14 protein-coding genes are annotated in these 14,843 nt (G+C 59.4%); 10 read left to right on the top strand and 4 right to left on the bottom strand.

Going from position 1 to position 14,843, the window contains the following annotated elements; all coding sequences use genetic code 11:
- Positions 1-56: 56 nt before the first annotated feature.
- From EAH74_RS13570 to EAH74_RS13580, 3 genes are all read left to right on the top strand, one after another.
- A complete protein-coding gene (locus tag EAH74_RS13570; protein ID WP_140679087.1) occupies positions 57-560 on the top strand; it encodes a VOC family protein in 504 nt (167 codons plus the stop codon).
- A 35-nt stretch (positions 561-595) separates the two neighbouring features.
- Entirely contained in the window at positions 596-1,429 is an 834-nt protein-coding gene (locus EAH74_RS13575; RefSeq protein ID WP_140679089.1) for a helix-turn-helix transcriptional regulator, read from the top strand.
- Positions 1,430-1,664: 235 nt separating this feature from the next.
- On the top strand, positions 1,665-5,330 hold the full coding sequence (locus EAH74_RS13580; RefSeq protein ID WP_140679091.1) for a hypothetical protein: 3,666 nt from the start codon (positions 1,665-1,667) through the stop codon (positions 5,328-5,330).
- Positions 5,331-5,340: 10 nt separating this feature from the next.
- Here EAH74_RS13580 and EAH74_RS13585 read toward each other — a convergent pair whose 3' ends face one another.
- Positions 5,341-5,928, bottom strand: a complete 588-nt coding sequence (locus EAH74_RS13585) for a LysE family translocator (RefSeq protein ID WP_140679093.1) — start codon at positions 5,926-5,928, stop codon at positions 5,341-5,343.
- A gap of 170 nt (positions 5,929-6,098) precedes the next feature.
- Here EAH74_RS13585 and EAH74_RS13590 point away from each other — a divergent pair, with 170 nt between their 5' ends.
- The 5 genes from EAH74_RS13590 (at position 6,099) to EAH74_RS13610 (ending at position 10,503) form a co-directional block, all read left to right on the top strand.
- The gene (locus tag EAH74_RS13590; protein WP_140679095.1) at positions 6,099-6,719 is read left to right on the top strand and encodes a LysE family translocator; all 621 of its coding nucleotides are present in this window, start codon (positions 6,099-6,101) and stop codon (positions 6,717-6,719) included.
- A gap of 73 nt (positions 6,720-6,792) precedes the next feature.
- Positions 6,793-7,833: a DMT family transporter gene (locus EAH74_RS13595; RefSeq protein ID WP_140679097.1), complete on the top strand. Its 1,041-nt coding sequence runs from the start codon at positions 6,793-6,795 to the stop codon at positions 7,831-7,833.
- A gap of 80 nt (positions 7,834-7,913) precedes the next feature.
- Complete coding sequence (locus EAH74_RS13600) at positions 7,914-8,996, top strand: bifunctional transcriptional activator/DNA repair enzyme AdaA (RefSeq protein WP_140679099.1); 1,083 nt, start codon at positions 7,914-7,916, stop codon at positions 8,994-8,996.
- A gap of 41 nt (positions 8,997-9,037) precedes the next feature.
- Positions 9,038-9,841 carry an isocitrate lyase/PEP mutase family protein gene (locus EAH74_RS13605; protein ID WP_140679101.1) on the top strand — a complete coding sequence of 268 codons (804 nt, stop codon included), beginning with the start codon at positions 9,038-9,040 and terminating at the stop codon, positions 9,839-9,841.
- Positions 9,842-9,846: 5 nt separating this feature from the next.
- Positions 9,847-10,503 (top strand): DNA-3-methyladenine glycosylase family protein, encoded by a 657-nt coding sequence (locus tag EAH74_RS13610; RefSeq protein ID WP_140679103.1) that lies wholly within the window; start codon positions 9,847-9,849, stop codon positions 10,501-10,503.
- A gap of 161 nt (positions 10,504-10,664) precedes the next feature.
- On the opposite strand, the gene EAH74_RS13615 is transcribed toward EAH74_RS13610, so the two are convergent.
- From EAH74_RS13615 to EAH74_RS13625, 3 genes are all read right to left on the bottom strand, one after another.
- On the bottom strand, positions 10,665-11,762 hold the full coding sequence (locus tag EAH74_RS13615) for an extracellular solute-binding protein (protein ID WP_140679105.1): 1,098 nt from the start codon (positions 11,760-11,762) through the stop codon (positions 10,665-10,667).
- 2 nt (positions 11,763-11,764) lie between these two features.
- A complete protein-coding gene (aguA, locus tag EAH74_RS13620; RefSeq protein ID WP_140679107.1) occupies positions 11,765-12,889 on the bottom strand; it encodes an agmatine deiminase in 1,125 nt (374 codons plus the stop codon).
- Positions 12,890-12,989: 100 nt separating this feature from the next.
- Positions 12,990-13,874: a LysR substrate-binding domain-containing protein gene (locus EAH74_RS13625; RefSeq protein ID WP_140679109.1), complete on the bottom strand. Its 885-nt coding sequence runs from the start codon at positions 13,872-13,874 to the stop codon at positions 12,990-12,992.
- A 261-nt stretch (positions 13,875-14,135) separates the two neighbouring features.
- On the opposite strand from EAH74_RS13625, the gene EAH74_RS33085 reads away from it, so the two are divergent.
- Positions 14,136-14,291: a hypothetical protein gene (locus tag EAH74_RS33085; protein WP_170206226.1), complete on the top strand. Its 156-nt coding sequence runs from the start codon at positions 14,136-14,138 to the stop codon at positions 14,289-14,291.
- Between the two features lie 46 nt (positions 14,292-14,337).
- The gene (locus tag EAH74_RS13630; RefSeq protein WP_140679111.1) at positions 14,338-14,826 is read left to right on the top strand and encodes a GFA family protein; all 489 of its coding nucleotides are present in this window, start codon (positions 14,338-14,340) and stop codon (positions 14,824-14,826) included.
- Positions 14,827-14,843 lie beyond the last annotated feature (17 nt).

Genomic DNA, 14,843 nt, shown 5'->3' on the forward strand with positions numbered 1-14,843 from the left:
CCCGAGGCTGACTACGCTGAAAGTCCAGCCTGAGTAATCCGTAGAGGAGCTACACCATGCACCGCGTTCAAAAACTCACGCCCTGCCTGTGGTTCGATGATCAAGCCGAGGAGGCCGCGAAGTTCTACTGTGCGATCTTCGATCATTCGAAAATCAGCGCCACCACCCACTATGGCAAGGCCGGTCAGGAGATTCACGGCAGGCCCGAAGGCTCGGTGATGACGGTCAGTTTCGAACTGGACGGACAGAGTTTTACCGGCCTCAACGGCGGCCCCCTATTCAAATTCAATGAAGCCGTTTCGTTTCAGGTCAATTGCCATACTCAGGAAGAAGTCGACCACTTCTGGGGGCGCCTGTCCGCGGGTGGTCCCGTTGAGGCCCAGCAATGCGGCTGGCTCAAGGACAAATTCGGCGTGTCCTGGCAGATCGTGCCAGTGGCCCTGATGGACATGATGAAAGACCCTGACCCGGCAAAATCACAACGCGCCATGACGGCGATGTTGCAGATGAAAAAACTCGATATCGCTGCACTGCAACGAGCCTTTGACGGCGAGAGCTAATACACTTCGACGCTGACCTGCCGAGGACGCTGACCATGAAGCCCGCCGTTGCCAAAGACGCTGACAAAGCCCCGCGCTTCTGGCGCGACGACGCCCTGCCCTTCATCGAAGCCCGCTCCATCGCCGACGGCCGCGAGGTCTGTTACACCCGGCATTCCCACGAGCACTTTTCCATCGGTGCGATCACGGCCGGGCGCAGTACCTACCTCCACGAGCAATCGGAATTTCAGGTCAGTGCCGGCACCGTGGTGCTGATGAATCCCGGTGATGTCCACGCCTGCAATCCCATCGATGACCAGCCGTGGTCGTACCTGATGCTGTACGTCGAGACACCCTGGCTGACCGATTTGCAGCATCAGTTGGGGTTTGGCCAGGACCAGACGTTTCGGCGGTTTTCCATCACTCACTTGCACGACGCCGATCTGTTTACCGGGCTCAAGGGTTTGTATGAAGTGTTGGTCGATGATCAGCACGACATCCTGCGCAAACACAGCACCGCGGTGGAGCTTTTCACCGATGTGCAACAGCGCCTCAACCCTGGTGATCAACCACTGCGCGAGCCCAATTTCAAACTGGAACGGGCCGCCGAGTACATCCGCGACAACTGCACGCACATGCTCAAGCTCGAAGACATTTGCGAGGCAGCTCAGCTATCGCCGTCCTACTTGATCCGTGCATTCAAGCAGCATTACGGCATGACGCCCCACGCCTTTCTGGTCAACCGGCGTATCCAGTTCGCCCGGGAGCGGTTGCGTAGCGGCAAATTGATTGCCGATGTGGCACTTGAAGCCGGGTTTGCCGATCAGGCGCACTTTCAACGGGTATTTAAACAGCATTTGGCGGCGACGCCGGGGCAATATCGGAGTTGACATCAGCCGTTATCAATAAAAGAACCCGTGGCAAACTTTCGCATATACATACCGCAACACATCGCCCCACTAAGGTATTTGCCACGTCACCCGACACTTCGCTCACCCCACGTCTGTTTCATACATATATGGATATATAGCTAAAACGACAACGCGCATCAGTTCAATTAGCGTAACGGGCAAGTTCCCTCCAGCCAGGAAACTTACTCACTTACTCGAAGATGGAACTTAAATCATGCAATTGCAAGGACAGGCCAACCTGGCTTCCGGCGATGAACGCCAACGAATGGCGATTACCCAAGCGCTCACCAACGCCATGGGGGATGAGGACATTCACCAGACCTTGACGTGGCCGTGGGATCGACTGGCCGTTTCCTGCGTGCCCAACTCCGCCTTCCATGACGTTCATCACAGCAGCGCCGTTCTTTTGTCGCAAATGATTCGACAGCCAGACTTCCTCAACATCCGCGCCGAACAATTTATCCCCGAACACGCCAGTTTCCATGTTGACCAAGAAGGCCGTCTCTATTACGTCCGGGAAAACATCCGCTCTTTCGGCCGCCCTGGCGATGTTGCTGAACAGGCCACCAACCACTTCTTCGCGCGCGTCGATATTACCTCTCATATTACCGACGTTGCCGAGTTCAAACAGAATCTGGCGTTACTGGCAAAGATGGCCGGGCTCACGGGCGGTTTCATATCTTCCAATGATCGAATTGCCGTTGGCCAATGGCTGCGTTTTCACAACTTGCCACTGCCCTCCGATGAAGAAAGTACCAAAGCGCTGATTGACCTGCTCAACTTCGCCGTTATGCCGGACCTGCCGGACACGGGTAACTACTGGGCGCTGCTGGACGCTCCAGAGGATTCGCCCTTCGAGTTAACCAAGAGCAAACGCGCGATCATTCGTGACATCACCACGCAACTGACCGGCAACGAAATGCCCTTGGCCGAATACTTTGGCGCAGCGCTGGTGTTGGAAAACGCAGGATCGGACAAGCAGCCGCAGAGCCTCGAGTACCGCTTGCAACGGCTGATCAGCGACGCGCGCCTGCTGGATGAAACAGGGCAAAACTACATTGATGCGCTGGGTTGGTTCACCGACGAGTCAGGCCCCAAGGCGTCGAAACAATTTATCGAACAGTTGCTGATCGCCGCCATGCTGCTGGACCTCGATCCCGAGGTAGACACGGCCAACACGACGCTTGCAGGGTTCAACCTTTACTCCTCAGCTCAGGTTCAGCGCCGGCCTTGCGATGTCCGCAACGACCTGGAAGCGCATCTGATTCAGCGCTTCAAGCTCGATAAACTCATCGCCCCCCTGGTGGCCGAACTGGCATTGGCGGGTATGGCACCGGAGTATCTGGTGCGCGAACTACCCCCGTCGTTGAAGGTCGGAACCCCGGGCTGGGTCATCCTCTGCCAAGCCGTGGGCCTGGCCGAAAGCATTGTTCCCGGTTGCTCCCGGCGCCTGACCTATGAACACTTGCTGGGCTTTAGCCCGATCTCGGGGCTCACCCCGCAACTCAACGATTTGCACGCCATGGCGGGGATTGACCCGGTCGTTACGTGGGCATTGATGAATGGACTGGTCCAACGCGACGCGGACGGCAACCTGAGCCTCGAAACGATCAATAAAGGCATCAAGGCCTATAACGAGCATGTCCAGACGCTGTCTACCGCGCTTAACGCGATCAACAAGCCAATTCCCCGGCGCAAAGCCCTCGCATTGAAAGAGCTGACATCGAACGTACCGGCCTGCGACCCTCATGAACGGCTGGTCAAACAGCGGGGCTCCGGTGGCGGTGGCGCAAGCAAAGTGTCGGTGTTGGACTTGTACATGAGCGACCAACTTCACACGCAAGACTGGGGGCGTATCAGGGGCCGCGATATTTATCAGGAATTTCCCCGGCTCAAGCAGCTGTACCCGGTTGCCGACCTATATGAAACAGCCGTGCACGATCACTACAACGATCTGATATCCGGCCTGTCGACCACGATTCGCTATGTGTTTTCACAGATGGAGAAATCCGACAAAAGATTTATCGAACATGGGCGATTGGCTATCTACCGCGTAGAAGCCTACAAACAGCATTTTTCCGTAGGATCAATACCCGAGGCGACACGGGAGCGAACGGGCCGTTACGGCGTGATTATTTGTGCGGAATATCAAGGCACGCTGGTTCGCTGCTTCGAGCTGTTCCCGTTGCGCTCTGAATGCCGGAGCACGCCGGAACTCAGGGAGAAAGTCGGTCAATACCTGTTTACTTATGCACAGGACGGCACACGGGGCAACTTTGTCAAAGACAACGGCCTTCTGGATACGCCACTGGATCTGGATGCCTACTTTGAAAACGTTGCGCCGCGCAGTGATACGAAGTCTTCGGTATTCGTGCGCAAGATAGGTGAATTCGACAGTGCGTCGCACCCGACCTTCTCCAATAAACCGATGGCTTACTTCAATGCCGAGCGCATAAAAGCCATCAGCGACCTGATCGCTGAACAGCATCCCTTCCTGGCCGAAAGTGAACTGGCGGACATGGGCCGTGACAGCACGGAACAAGAACTGGCGGCGCAAAAGTTCGATGTCATCTTTAATTCGCTGTTGAATTTGATCATTCCGTTCAAGGAATGCATCGAGGGTTTGTCTTCCGGTGTTCCGGCCAGGCAGCGGGGCGCGATCGCCAGTTGCGTGATGGACGCGGCGCTTGTTGCCTTTGTCTTTGCCAGCGTGCCGGCACAAGTGGGCAAGGCCGTTGGAAAGAGCGCGTCATTGGCCACAAAATTGTTGTCCGCGTCCCGGATTGGCACGCGCACCGTCGTTTCCCTGTTGAACCCGCTGGACGGAATACCGACCCTGCTCACGGGCGGTGTAAAACTGATGGGCAGAGGCGCGATAAAACTCGCCGGCCATACTGCCGCTGCGGCGCATATCGTCAGGGCGCAGCTGTATCGCCTGACAGGCGCCCATTCCTACAACCTGCTGCGCGCCCTCGACCACACCGGTGCGGCCGCGCGGATCCGCATGAGCCTCGACACCGTAGCGCATGCGCGGGCGCTGTTTAAAAGCGATGGGCTCGAAACCGCGGAACATGTGCTCAAGCACCTGCAAGCCAATGATGCAAAGTTGCTCAAGAACGTTCCCCAAACGGAGCTTCAGCATTTGTTTGAAGGCTCGTTGACCGACCTCGCACGCCAGTCTGACACTGCTCAATCGCTGAAGAAGGTCCTGGATTCGGACGTTGTCGATTCGTTGATACGCCAGCAAGCGCAAAAGTTTTCCCTGGATAACCTGCAACAGTTCAAGGATCACACGACGCTGCCGGAGCTGTTCAACGACCTTCTGGAGGTGGAGTACAAAAACCTGACGGCCATGAATCAACATCAAAAAACATTGCTCGCTTCGGACCTTGGCAAAGCACCTTACAGCGGCTTTCTCGACGATGTGTCCTTTAACCCGGACCATTTGACCGACAACACTGATCGAGCCACTGCCTGGATTCTCAAAGCGTCGAGCTCTCGAAACGAGGTTGATAACATCAGGACCTTGCTTCGCGAGTTCAGCGGTAATGGCAAGTCCCTGACCGACCCTGCCGTTTACAAAGAACTGCATCGGCGTCTGGTGCCCGAAGCTACAGATGCCTTGCGCAGCCCTACTGCTCAAGCGCGTTACCCGTCCAACGTTTCGGGCGCAGCGATGCTGGAAAAACACCTGGCAGCCCTGGATTCTGCTCATGAGCACTTCGGCAAACAGATGCTGGGGGCATTCCTGGGCTACCACAGTTTTGTTGACGGAAATGGCCGCACGGCGCGCGCTATCTATGCCATCACGGAACTGCGAGCCAATCGGTTCAACGCCCTGCCGCTACCGGTAGAAAATGCACTGAGCGGTCTGGGTTGATGCGCAGCGCCTAAGTCCGGATCAAATATCCCGCGCACACCACCAAGAGCAACGCCATGCTTCGGTTAAACAACCGCATGCCTTTGGCGTTGCTCAAATACCCGCGCAAAAACGTCCCGGCGTAGACCCAACAGCCGACCGACACGTAGCAAACCACCAGATACACCGCCGCAAACTGCCAGACCAGTCGCGCCTCGCCATCCGCCACAAAAGCGCCCATGCCGGCCACGCAGGCCAGCCAGGCTTTCGGGTTGAGCCACTGCATCACCGCGCCATACAGCATCGACGGCGCCCGGCCTGACTCCTTCGCATCCAGATGCCCTTTGTCGGCGGCCAACTTGAAGGCCATGTACAACAGGAACGCCACACCCGCCCATTGCACCCCCTGCGTCAGCGCTGGCCATCGCTGCAACACCTCATGCAGGCCTAATCCCATCAACACCAACAACAGAACGAAACCCAGCGTCGCCCCGGCTACATGCCGTTGACTGGCGCGAAAACCAAACTGCGCGCCGGAACTCAACGCCACGATATTCACCGGCCCTGGCGTTATCGAGGCCACCAGTGCAAATACCGCCATCGAGATAATCAGATTCATCACAGACCTTCTTCAATTCAGTTGAACGAGGCCTCAAGGTAAAGAGCGACCTGACGGCTGTATTGAACAAAACACCCCTCAGCTGTACCGCGCCCGCCGTCCACCACTGTATGGGTCAAGCCACCCCAGGCCTGTGATAAAAATGCCGTTCCTGCTTTTGGAGCCCCGCCATGGACCTCGCCACCCTCACCCTGTTTCTTCCGGCCTGCTTCGCCCTGAACATGGCGCCCGGCCCGAACAACCTGTTGTCGGTCAGCAACTCGACCCGCTACGGCTATCGCATCGCCTGTATCGCCGGGATCGGTCGGCTGCTCGCGTTCGCCGGCATGATCGCCCTCGCGTCGGCGGGGCTGGCGGTGGTGCTGCAAACCTCGGAATTGTTGTTCTACGGGATCAAGATTCTGGGGGCGGCGTATCTGCTCTACCTCGCCTGGCAATTGTGGCGCGCCGATCCTGGGACGGAAAACGTGGTAGCGGGCGCGCCGGTGGGGATGCTGGCGTTGGCGCGGCAGGAGTTCCTGGTGGCGGCCGGCAATCCGAAAGCGATCCTGATCTTCACCGCGTTCCTGCCCCAGTTCGTCGACTCGACCCACGCCGTATCGCCGCAATTCGCCGTGTTGGGCGCGTTGTTCCTGGTGCTGGAATGGATTGCCATTGGCGCCTATGCCTACATGGGCCTGCACATGCGCCGCTGGTTCGCCGAACCCCGGGGCAAGCGGATATTCAATCGTTGCTGCGCAGGTTTGTTGTCGGCGGCAGCTTCGGTGTTGCTGATGGCGCGGCGGGCCTGAGGTTATCGGTTGACGGGATGCAACACAGGTTCAAACTGCGTGACATCCCGTATCAATATCCGACGAGCCGTGAATGAACCTGAACATTGTCTACGCCCTTGGCGCTGCTGCTCTTTTTGGCGCGAGTACGCCATTGGCCAAGTTGCTGGGCCTGAACCTTTCGCCGGTCCTGCTGGCCGGGTTGTTGTACCTGGGCAGCGGACTGGGCCTGACGCTCATCAGGCTGTTGCGCGACCGGGGCTGGCAGTCCAGCGGACTGAAATCGTCAGAGTGGCCCTGGCTGATCGGTGCCATCGCGTTTGGCGGCGTGCTCGGGCCGGTGGCGCTGATGTTCGGTTTGACCCTGACCTCCGGCGCCACGGCCTCGTTGATGCTCAACCTCGAATCGGTATTGACCGCCGTGCTGGCCTGGGTGGTCTTCAAGGAGAACGCTGACCGGCGCATCGTTGCCGGAATGCTGGCCATCGTCGCCGGTGGCTTGCTGCTGGCCTGGCCGCAGAACCCGGCGCAGTCACAGGGCTGGATCGGACCGTTGGCGGTAGCGCTGGCCTGCGTCTGCTGGGCGATCGATAACAACCTGACGCGCAAAGTGTCGGCCTCGGATGCGCTGTTTATTGCCGGCATCAAGGGGTTGGTCGCCGGGGTGGTGAACTGTTCCCTGGCGCTGTTGCTCGGCGCAACACTGCCGCACATGACGGTGCTGGGGCCTACGTTGATCGTTGGTTTCCTGGGGTATGGCATCAGCCTGGTGTTGTTCATTCTGGCGCTTCGTGGCCTGGGCACTGCGCGCACCGGCGCTTACTTTTCCACGGCACCTTTCCTCGGCGCGGCAATCGCCATCCTGCTGCTGGGTGAACCCGTCACGCTGACGTTTTGGGCCGCTTCACTGTTAATGGGCCTTGGAGTCTGGATTCATCTCAAGGAAAGTCATGCCCATGAGCATCAACATGAAGCGCTCAAGCATGGTCATCGCCACGTGCATGACGAGCACCATCAACATGAGCATTCGTTCCAGTGGGACGGTACCGAGCCCCACAGTCACGAACATGAACACATGCCGCTGCACCACAGCCATCCACATTTTCCGGACATCCATCACCGACATAAGCATTAAACAATCCTCATGACGAATGACTGGAATTCTCTGTCGATTTTCCGGTGGAGGCGTTGGGCGACGCGTCTTATGCTCACCTCATGAACCTACAAAACGCTTTGCTTCCGCCCCACGCCGAGATGGTTCGCGCCATGCTCGAACGAGACACCGCCTACGAGGGGGTGTTCTTTACCGCGGTCAAAACCACCGGCATCTTCTGTCGCCCCAGTTGCACGGCGCGCAAGCCGAAACCGGAGAACGTCGAGTTCTTCGCCCATGCCGATGAGTGCATGTCCGCGGGCTATCGCGCCTGTCTGCGCTGCAAGCCGCTGGACGCGGCGGCCATCGCGCCGGACTGGGTGCAGCAGCTGCTCAAATCGGTGGATGCCGACCCCGAGCAGCGCTGGACCGATGCCCAGCTAATGGCCGAAGGCATCGAACCGCTGAAACTGCGCCGCTGGTTCAAGCAGCATTTCGGCATGACCTTTCATGCCTGGCTGCGCACCCGACGCCTCGGCATGGCGTTGGGCGGGATCAAACAGGGCGACTCCATCGACAACGCGGCGTTCGATTCGGGCTACGAATCCTTGAGCGGATTTCGCGATGCGTTTCAAAAGTCCTTCCACATCACCCCCGGCCGTGCCGCCAATAGCGAACCGCTGCTGTTCACTCGACTGACCACACCGCTGGGGCCGATGATCGCCATGGCCGAACGACGCGGGCTGGTGCTGCTGGAGTTTCTTGATCGGCCAGCGCTGACCAAGGAAGTCGAAGCATTGCAGAATCGATACGGCTATGCCGTCGCGCCAGGACATAACGCGCATTTGCAGCAGATTGAAGCCGAACTGACGCAGTATTTCGCCGGCAAACTCACTGACTTCAACGTTGCACTACACTTGCCGGGCAGTGATTTCGCCCGACAGGTCTGGGCCGAACTGGCGAAGATCCCGTACGGCCAGACCAGCACCTACGGCGCCATCGCGGCGCTATTGGGCAAACCCGGCGCCAGTCGCGCCGTGGGCCTGGCCAACGGGCATAACCGTCTCTCGATTGTCGTGCCCTGTCACCGGGTGATTGGCGCCGACGGCTCGCTGACCGGCTATGGTGGAGGACAACCGCGCAAGGCGTTCTTGCTCAGGCTGGAAAAAGCGGCGGTGCAGATCACGCAACAACTCGCATTCTGATTACTTGCAGGTTTCTCAAAAGTCATAAGGAAGGACATTCGATGGACACGCCATTTCACCAACTGCACCACGACGGCTTGCTGATCCTCACCAATGTCGCCGATGCCGCCGGGGCGCGCATCGTGGAACAGTTGGGCTGTAAAGCCGTCGCCACCAGCAGCGCGGCAGTCGCCTGGGCTCACGGTTATCCGGACGGCAACGCCCTGCCCCTCGAACGCCTGGTATCGACAGTCGAGTCCATCGCCCGGGTGATCTCGGTGCCGTTGACCGTGGACATCGAGGCCGGCTACTCCGATGACCTGACGCGGGTTGCCGACCTCATCGATGCGGTGATTGCCGCTGGCGCCGTCGGAATCAACATCGAGGACGGCGCGTCCTCTCCCGAGCTGCTGGTGCGCAAGATCGAAGTCGCTCGTCAGGTGGCCGAACGTCGCGGCGTGAAGCTGTTCATCAACGCACGCACCGATGTGTACCTCAAGAGCCTGGTGCCCGCCGAAGATCGCGTGGCAGAGACGCTCAAGCGCGCCGCGTTGTATCAGGCGGCCGGTGCCGATGGGTTGTTCGCAGCTGGCGTTACCGCAGAGTACGAAATCGCTGCACTCTGCCAGGGCACCCCGCTGCCGTTGAACGTGCTCGGGCTCCCCGGACTGCCATCGCCTGAAGAGCTGAAAGCCCTCGGCGTACGCCGCTTGAGCGCGGGTTCACGCATCGCCGAGTTTCTTTATGGCGCCATGAGCGCACTGGCCAAGAGCTTTCTGGAAACAGGAACACTCGATAGCCGTGATCTTAAGGCCTTCACCTATGGCGAAGTGAACGCCCTGTTGGCGCCGTCCGGGAAAGCTTGACCTCCATGCCCGACGCCTATCTGCCCGCCACCGAGTTTCTATCGTCCATCGATGAGGATTGGCGCCGCCACATCGCCGCCATCGGCCCTTGCCTGCATCAGCCCCATGCGGCTCGCGATCCTTATGAGTCGCTGGTGCGGGCGATTGCCTATCAGCAACTGCATGCGAAGGCCGGGGATGCGATTGTCGGTCGGCTGCTGGCATTGTTTGGGACGGGCGCGTTCCCGAGGCCTGAACAGATTGTCGCGACTGACTTCGATCAACTGCGCAGTTGCGGCTTTTCCGCCAGCAAGATCGCGACCATTCAGGGCATTGCCCAAGCGGCGCTGGACGGAGTGGTGCCGGATTACGCCACGGCACTGGCCATGGAGGATGAGGCGCTGATCGAGCGGTTGATTACCTTGCGTGGGGTTGGGCGCTGGACGGTTGAGATGTTGCTGATTTACAGCCTGGAACGGCCGGATATCTTGCCGGCCGATGACTTTGGCGTGCGTGAGGGGTATCGGCGGCTCAAGGGGCTCGACGTGCAGCCGACGCGCAAGCAGATGATTGAGATCGGGCTTGGGTGGCGTCCGTTTCGGACGGTGGCGGCGTGGTATTTGTGGCGGGTGCCGAAACCACCCCTCACCCCAACCCTCTCCCCTGAGGGTAGAGGGGGCTGACCGTAAAGACCTGACGAATTACTGCGACCTGAAAGTATTGTATTGAATCCATAATCGACTCGATTTAACAGGTCGACGGATCACTTAGAACACCTCGGTCAGCCCCCTCTACCCCCTGGGGCGGTCCGACGTTTCGGGAGGGTTGGGGTGAGGGGGCGATTTCAAAGCCCCGACTTCAATCGACTGAACGCCCGAATCAAAGCCCGGTTAAACGCCTTGCCGTTGTCATTCTTGCTATACAACGAAGCCCTCACCTCGGCCGACGGATACGTCCCCGGATCATTGCGAATCGCCGGATCAATCAAGCCGTCCGCCGCCGTAATCGCATTGGCGTAATGGATGGTGTCCGTGATTGGCGCAATCACCTCCGGTGTCATCAGATAATCCATCAATGCCAGTCCCGCCTGAGGATGAGGCGCATCCTTGGGAATGACCATCGCGTCGAACCAGATCAACGTGCCCTCCTTCGGTATCCGATAACTCAGCTTGAACGGCTTGTTCGCAGCCTCGGCCTGTCCCGCGGCAATGGCCACATTGCCGTTCCACGACATCGCGACGCAGGTGTTGCCATTGGCGAGGTCGCTGATATTCAGGTCATTGTCGAAGTAGCGGATATAGGGCCGAATCCTGGCCAGTTGCTGTTCGGCCCGTTTCAGGTCATCGAGGTTCTGGCGGTTGATGTCCAGGCCCATGTACTTCATGACCGCGGCGAACACTTCGTTGGGATCATTGAGCAAACTGACCCCGCAATCGGCAAATTTCGACACCACTGCCGGGTCGAACAGCATGGCCCAACTGTCCCGTGGTGCGTCGGGCAGGCGCTGCTTGATCGCCTCTTCCTGGTAGCCGACGCCGGTGGTGCCCCAGGCGTAAATCCCGGCGTAGCGATTGCCCGGATCGAACACCGCCATGTGCTGGCGGAACTCGTCACCAACCCCGGCAAAATGCGGCAGCTGTTGCGGGTTTAGCGTTTGAATCGCACCGCTCTGGATCGCCCGGGACAAATGCTGGCCGGCGGTCAGCACCAGGTCATAGCCGCTGCGGCCGGTGAGCAGTTTGGTCTCTACGGTTTCCAGGGAGTCGAAGTGGTCGGCCACCACGTGGATGCCGGTTTTCTTCTCGAAATTGCTCAGGGTGTCCGGAGCCAGGTACTCGCCCCAGATGTACAAATTGACCACCGGTTTGGCGGTGTCGGCGGCCTGCACACACAGGGGTGCGAGCACCAGCAGTAATGCTTGGGTCAGTTTGTGCAGGCCCATTTTCAAACTCCCTTTTTGTTGCAGGCACTGCCTGCGTACTGCGGCATGGTGATACAGGCGACGTTACCGCCGCCGAGGAGGATTTCCCGGGAGTTTTCGATACCGACGATTTTGTGTCGCGGGAACAGTTCGGCGAGGGTCGCCATTGCTGCCTGATCGTTGCGATCGCCAAACAGCGGCACGACGATCGAGGTGTTGCCGGCGTAGTAGTTGATGTACGACGCACAGATTTTGGTCCCGGCCTGACGGGTGTGCGTGCTGTCTTGCTGATCCAGGCCTTCGGCTTCCTCGGCGGTCCATTCCAGCACATCCGGTTGTGGCAGCTTGTGCACTTTCAGCTCGCGGCCACGGCTGTCGCGGGTGCTGCGCAGAATGTCGTAGGCCTCCTGGTAGATTTCCCATTGCGGATCATCGCGATTATCGGTCCATTGCAGCACCACTTCACCGGGATGCACGAAGCACGCGAGATCGTCGACATGGCCGTCGGTTTCGTCGAATTTGCAGCCCCGTGGCAGCCAGATGATTTGCTCGGCGCCAAGGTAATCGGTCAACCGCCGGGTGACTTCGGCCTTGCCCAGGTGCTGGTTACGGTTGCGGTTGAGCAGGCATTGCTCGGTGGTGAGAATGCTGCCCTGGCCGTCGCTCTGGATACCACCCAGTTCGGCAATCAGCGGCGCGCGGTAGCGGTCGAACCGTTCGATTTCAAGGATTTTGCTGGCGATTTGATCGTCCTTGTCCCACGGGTAGTACAAGCCGCCGTCGAGACCGCCGTATGCGTTGAACTCGAAGTCCACGCCACGCACCTCACCGCTGTCGTCGTTGACCACAAAGCACGGGCCACTGTCACGGAACCAGGCGTCGTTGCAGGTCATTTCCACCACCCGCACTTGAGGCGGCAATTGGCGGCGAGCGGTGGCGAACTGCGCGGCGGAGGCGCACACGGTGACCGGTTCGCTCCGGGAGATGGCGGTGACGATCTGCACCCAGACTTTCTGCGCAGGCTTGGCGCCATTGCGCCAGACGTCGGTGCGCTCCGGCCAGCCGAGCCAGCAACCGGTTTTGGTTTCGAACTCGCCGGGCAAACGGAAACCATCGAGTTTGGGGGTGGAGTCGAGCAAACGTGCCATGGTCAAACCTCATCAGCGGGGATTGGAATGACCACAGGCTACGGTCGCCAGCGCCCTCCTCGCCAACGATGATTATTTCGGAATACTTGAATTCAACTCATCAATCGATCAGCTGATCGTTGAACCATTCCAGCATCTGCGCCACTGCCGGGCGCTCCAGCCTCACCCGCTCACACACCAGCGCATATTGGCCGAGTGCAGTCATGCTTGAAGTGAACGGCCGGACCAGACGACCGCTGAGCAAATCCTCCTGCGCGGTCAAGTTATCGCCCATGGCCACACCCTGGCCTTGGGCCGCCGCTTCCAGCGCCAAACCCGCATGGGCGAAATACAGCTGCCGTTCGGGGCGCTGATCGCCGGCATGGCTGGTGAGCCAAGCGGTCCAGGTCTTGCCGTCTTGATCGTCGTGCAGCAGGCAGTGACGTGTCAGATCCTTCGGGGTTTTCAAGGTGCCCTGGTTGAACAGACCGGGGCTGCACACCGGGAAGAACTGCAATGCCGGCAACGGCCGGACAAAGTACGCGCTGCTGTCCACCGGGCCGGTGCCGTAAGTGATCGCCAGGTCGATGTCTTCCCCTGGCGCCGTGGCGTCGATCGGTTGTTCGTAGAGGTGCAAGGTGACGTGCGGATAGCGCGCGTAGAAATCCGTCAGGCGACTCATCAACCACTTTTGCGCCAGCTCGGCAGTCACCGCCAGGCGCAACACCGCCAGCGATGACGGGTCACGCAGTTCATCGCAGGCATCGCCGATCAGTTCGAAGGCCTGCTGCAAGCTTTGCATCAGGCGCCCGGCGGCCATCGTCGGGCGAATCTGCCGGCCTTCACGAATGAACAACGTCACGCCCAATTGTTCTTCGAGCTGGCGAATCTGATGGCTGACTGCGCTGTCAGTGACGCACAACTCCGCCGCCGCCCGGCCGAAATGGGCGTGACGGGCGGCGCATTCGAAGGTTCTGAGTGCGGCCAGAGAAGGCAGTCGTCGCATGGCAAAGGCTCCAATAGGAAGGCGCCCATGCTGCCCCGGCCATGGGTGGGCGTCCAGCGGGACCGCGTTATCGTTCTTCGCGAGCAGGCTCGCTCCCACAGGGGAATGCATTTCAAATGTGGGAGCGAGCCGGCTCCGGGCGGCGTTCCGACGAAGGGGCCTGCACAGCCACCGCATATCCAACGCCATCACACTCACTTATGGGCAATGACTTCCCCCAAAACCCGGCGCATGTTGCCCCCTCAACCGGAGGGATTCGCCATGCTCAACGCACTCAAACAGATCAACTCAACCTCAGCCTTCAACCGCTGGGCCGGTTTCGAAGTCACCCGCGCCGAGTTGTTCGCGCAAACCGGCGATCAACTGAAACTGGTGGCGACCGGCGATGCGATTCTCGTACCGGTCGAGGGGCGCTGAAGGTCTAGGCTGTCTTGGGTACGTTCCAGATCTGTCGGAGGTTCCCATGCAGCTCGAAGGCTCCTGCCATTGCGGCGCGGTATCGTTCAGTTTGACCAGCGCCCACCCCTACCCGTATCAGCGTTGTTACTGCTCGATCTGTCGCAAGACTCAGGGCGGTGGCGGCTACGCGATCAACCTGGGTGGCGATGCCGGCAGCCTTAAGGTGCGCGGTCGCAAGCACATCGCGATTTATCACGCACGACTCAAGGACGAAGGCGATAAACGCACCCACAGCAGCACCGCCGAGCGGCATTTCTGTTCTCTGTGTGGTTCAGGCTTGTGGCTGTTCAGCCCCGAATGGCCGGAGCTGATTCACCCGTTTGCCTCTGCCATCGACACCCCGCTGCCGGTGCCGCCGGAGCACACGCACTTAATGCTCGGTTCCAAGGCGCCGTGGGTGGAAGTCGAGGCAAATCCTGGGGATCAGCAGTTCGACGTCTATCCAGAAGAATCCATCGCCGAGTGGCATGAGCGCCTGGGTTTAAGCCGCTAAGCCGGTTCACAGTCTTT

The organism is Pseudomonas mandelii, assembly GCF_006438925.1.
GTDB lineage: Bacteria > Pseudomonadota > Gammaproteobacteria > Pseudomonadales > Pseudomonadaceae > Aquipseudomonas > Aquipseudomonas mandelii_C.

Coding starts and splice junctions, on each gene's coding strand:
- EAH74_RS13570 (WP_140679087.1), top strand. CDS start 57: ATGCACCGCGTTCAAAAACTCACGCCCTGCCTGTGGTTCGATGATCAA.
- EAH74_RS13575 (WP_140679089.1), top strand. CDS start 596: ATGAAGCCCGCCGTTGCCAAAGACGCTGACAAAGCCCCGCGCTTCTGG.
- EAH74_RS13580 (WP_140679091.1), top strand. CDS start 1,665: ATGCAATTGCAAGGACAGGCCAACCTGGCTTCCGGCGATGAACGCCAA.
- EAH74_RS13585 (WP_140679093.1), bottom strand. CDS start 5,928: ATGAATCTGATTATCTCGATGGCGGTATTTGCACTGGTGGCCTCGATA.
- EAH74_RS13590 (WP_140679095.1), top strand. CDS start 6,099: ATGGACCTCGCCACCCTCACCCTGTTTCTTCCGGCCTGCTTCGCCCTG.
- EAH74_RS13595 (WP_140679097.1), top strand. CDS start 6,793: ATGAACCTGAACATTGTCTACGCCCTTGGCGCTGCTGCTCTTTTTGGC.
- EAH74_RS13600 (WP_140679099.1), top strand. CDS start 7,914: ATGAACCTACAAAACGCTTTGCTTCCGCCCCACGCCGAGATGGTTCGC.
- EAH74_RS13605 (WP_140679101.1), top strand. CDS start 9,038: ATGGACACGCCATTTCACCAACTGCACCACGACGGCTTGCTGATCCTC.
- EAH74_RS13610 (WP_140679103.1), top strand. CDS start 9,847: ATGCCCGACGCCTATCTGCCCGCCACCGAGTTTCTATCGTCCATCGAT.
- EAH74_RS13615 (WP_140679105.1), bottom strand. CDS start 11,762: ATGGGCCTGCACAAACTGACCCAAGCATTACTGCTGGTGCTCGCACCC.
- aguA (WP_140679107.1), bottom strand. CDS start 12,889: ATGGCACGTTTGCTCGACTCCACCCCCAAACTCGATGGTTTCCGTTTG.
- EAH74_RS13625 (WP_140679109.1), bottom strand. CDS start 13,874: ATGCGACGACTGCCTTCTCTGGCCGCACTCAGAACCTTCGAATGCGCC.
- EAH74_RS33085 (WP_170206226.1), top strand. CDS start 14,136: ATGCTCAACGCACTCAAACAGATCAACTCAACCTCAGCCTTCAACCGC.
- EAH74_RS13630 (WP_140679111.1), top strand. CDS start 14,338: ATGCAGCTCGAAGGCTCCTGCCATTGCGGCGCGGTATCGTTCAGTTTG.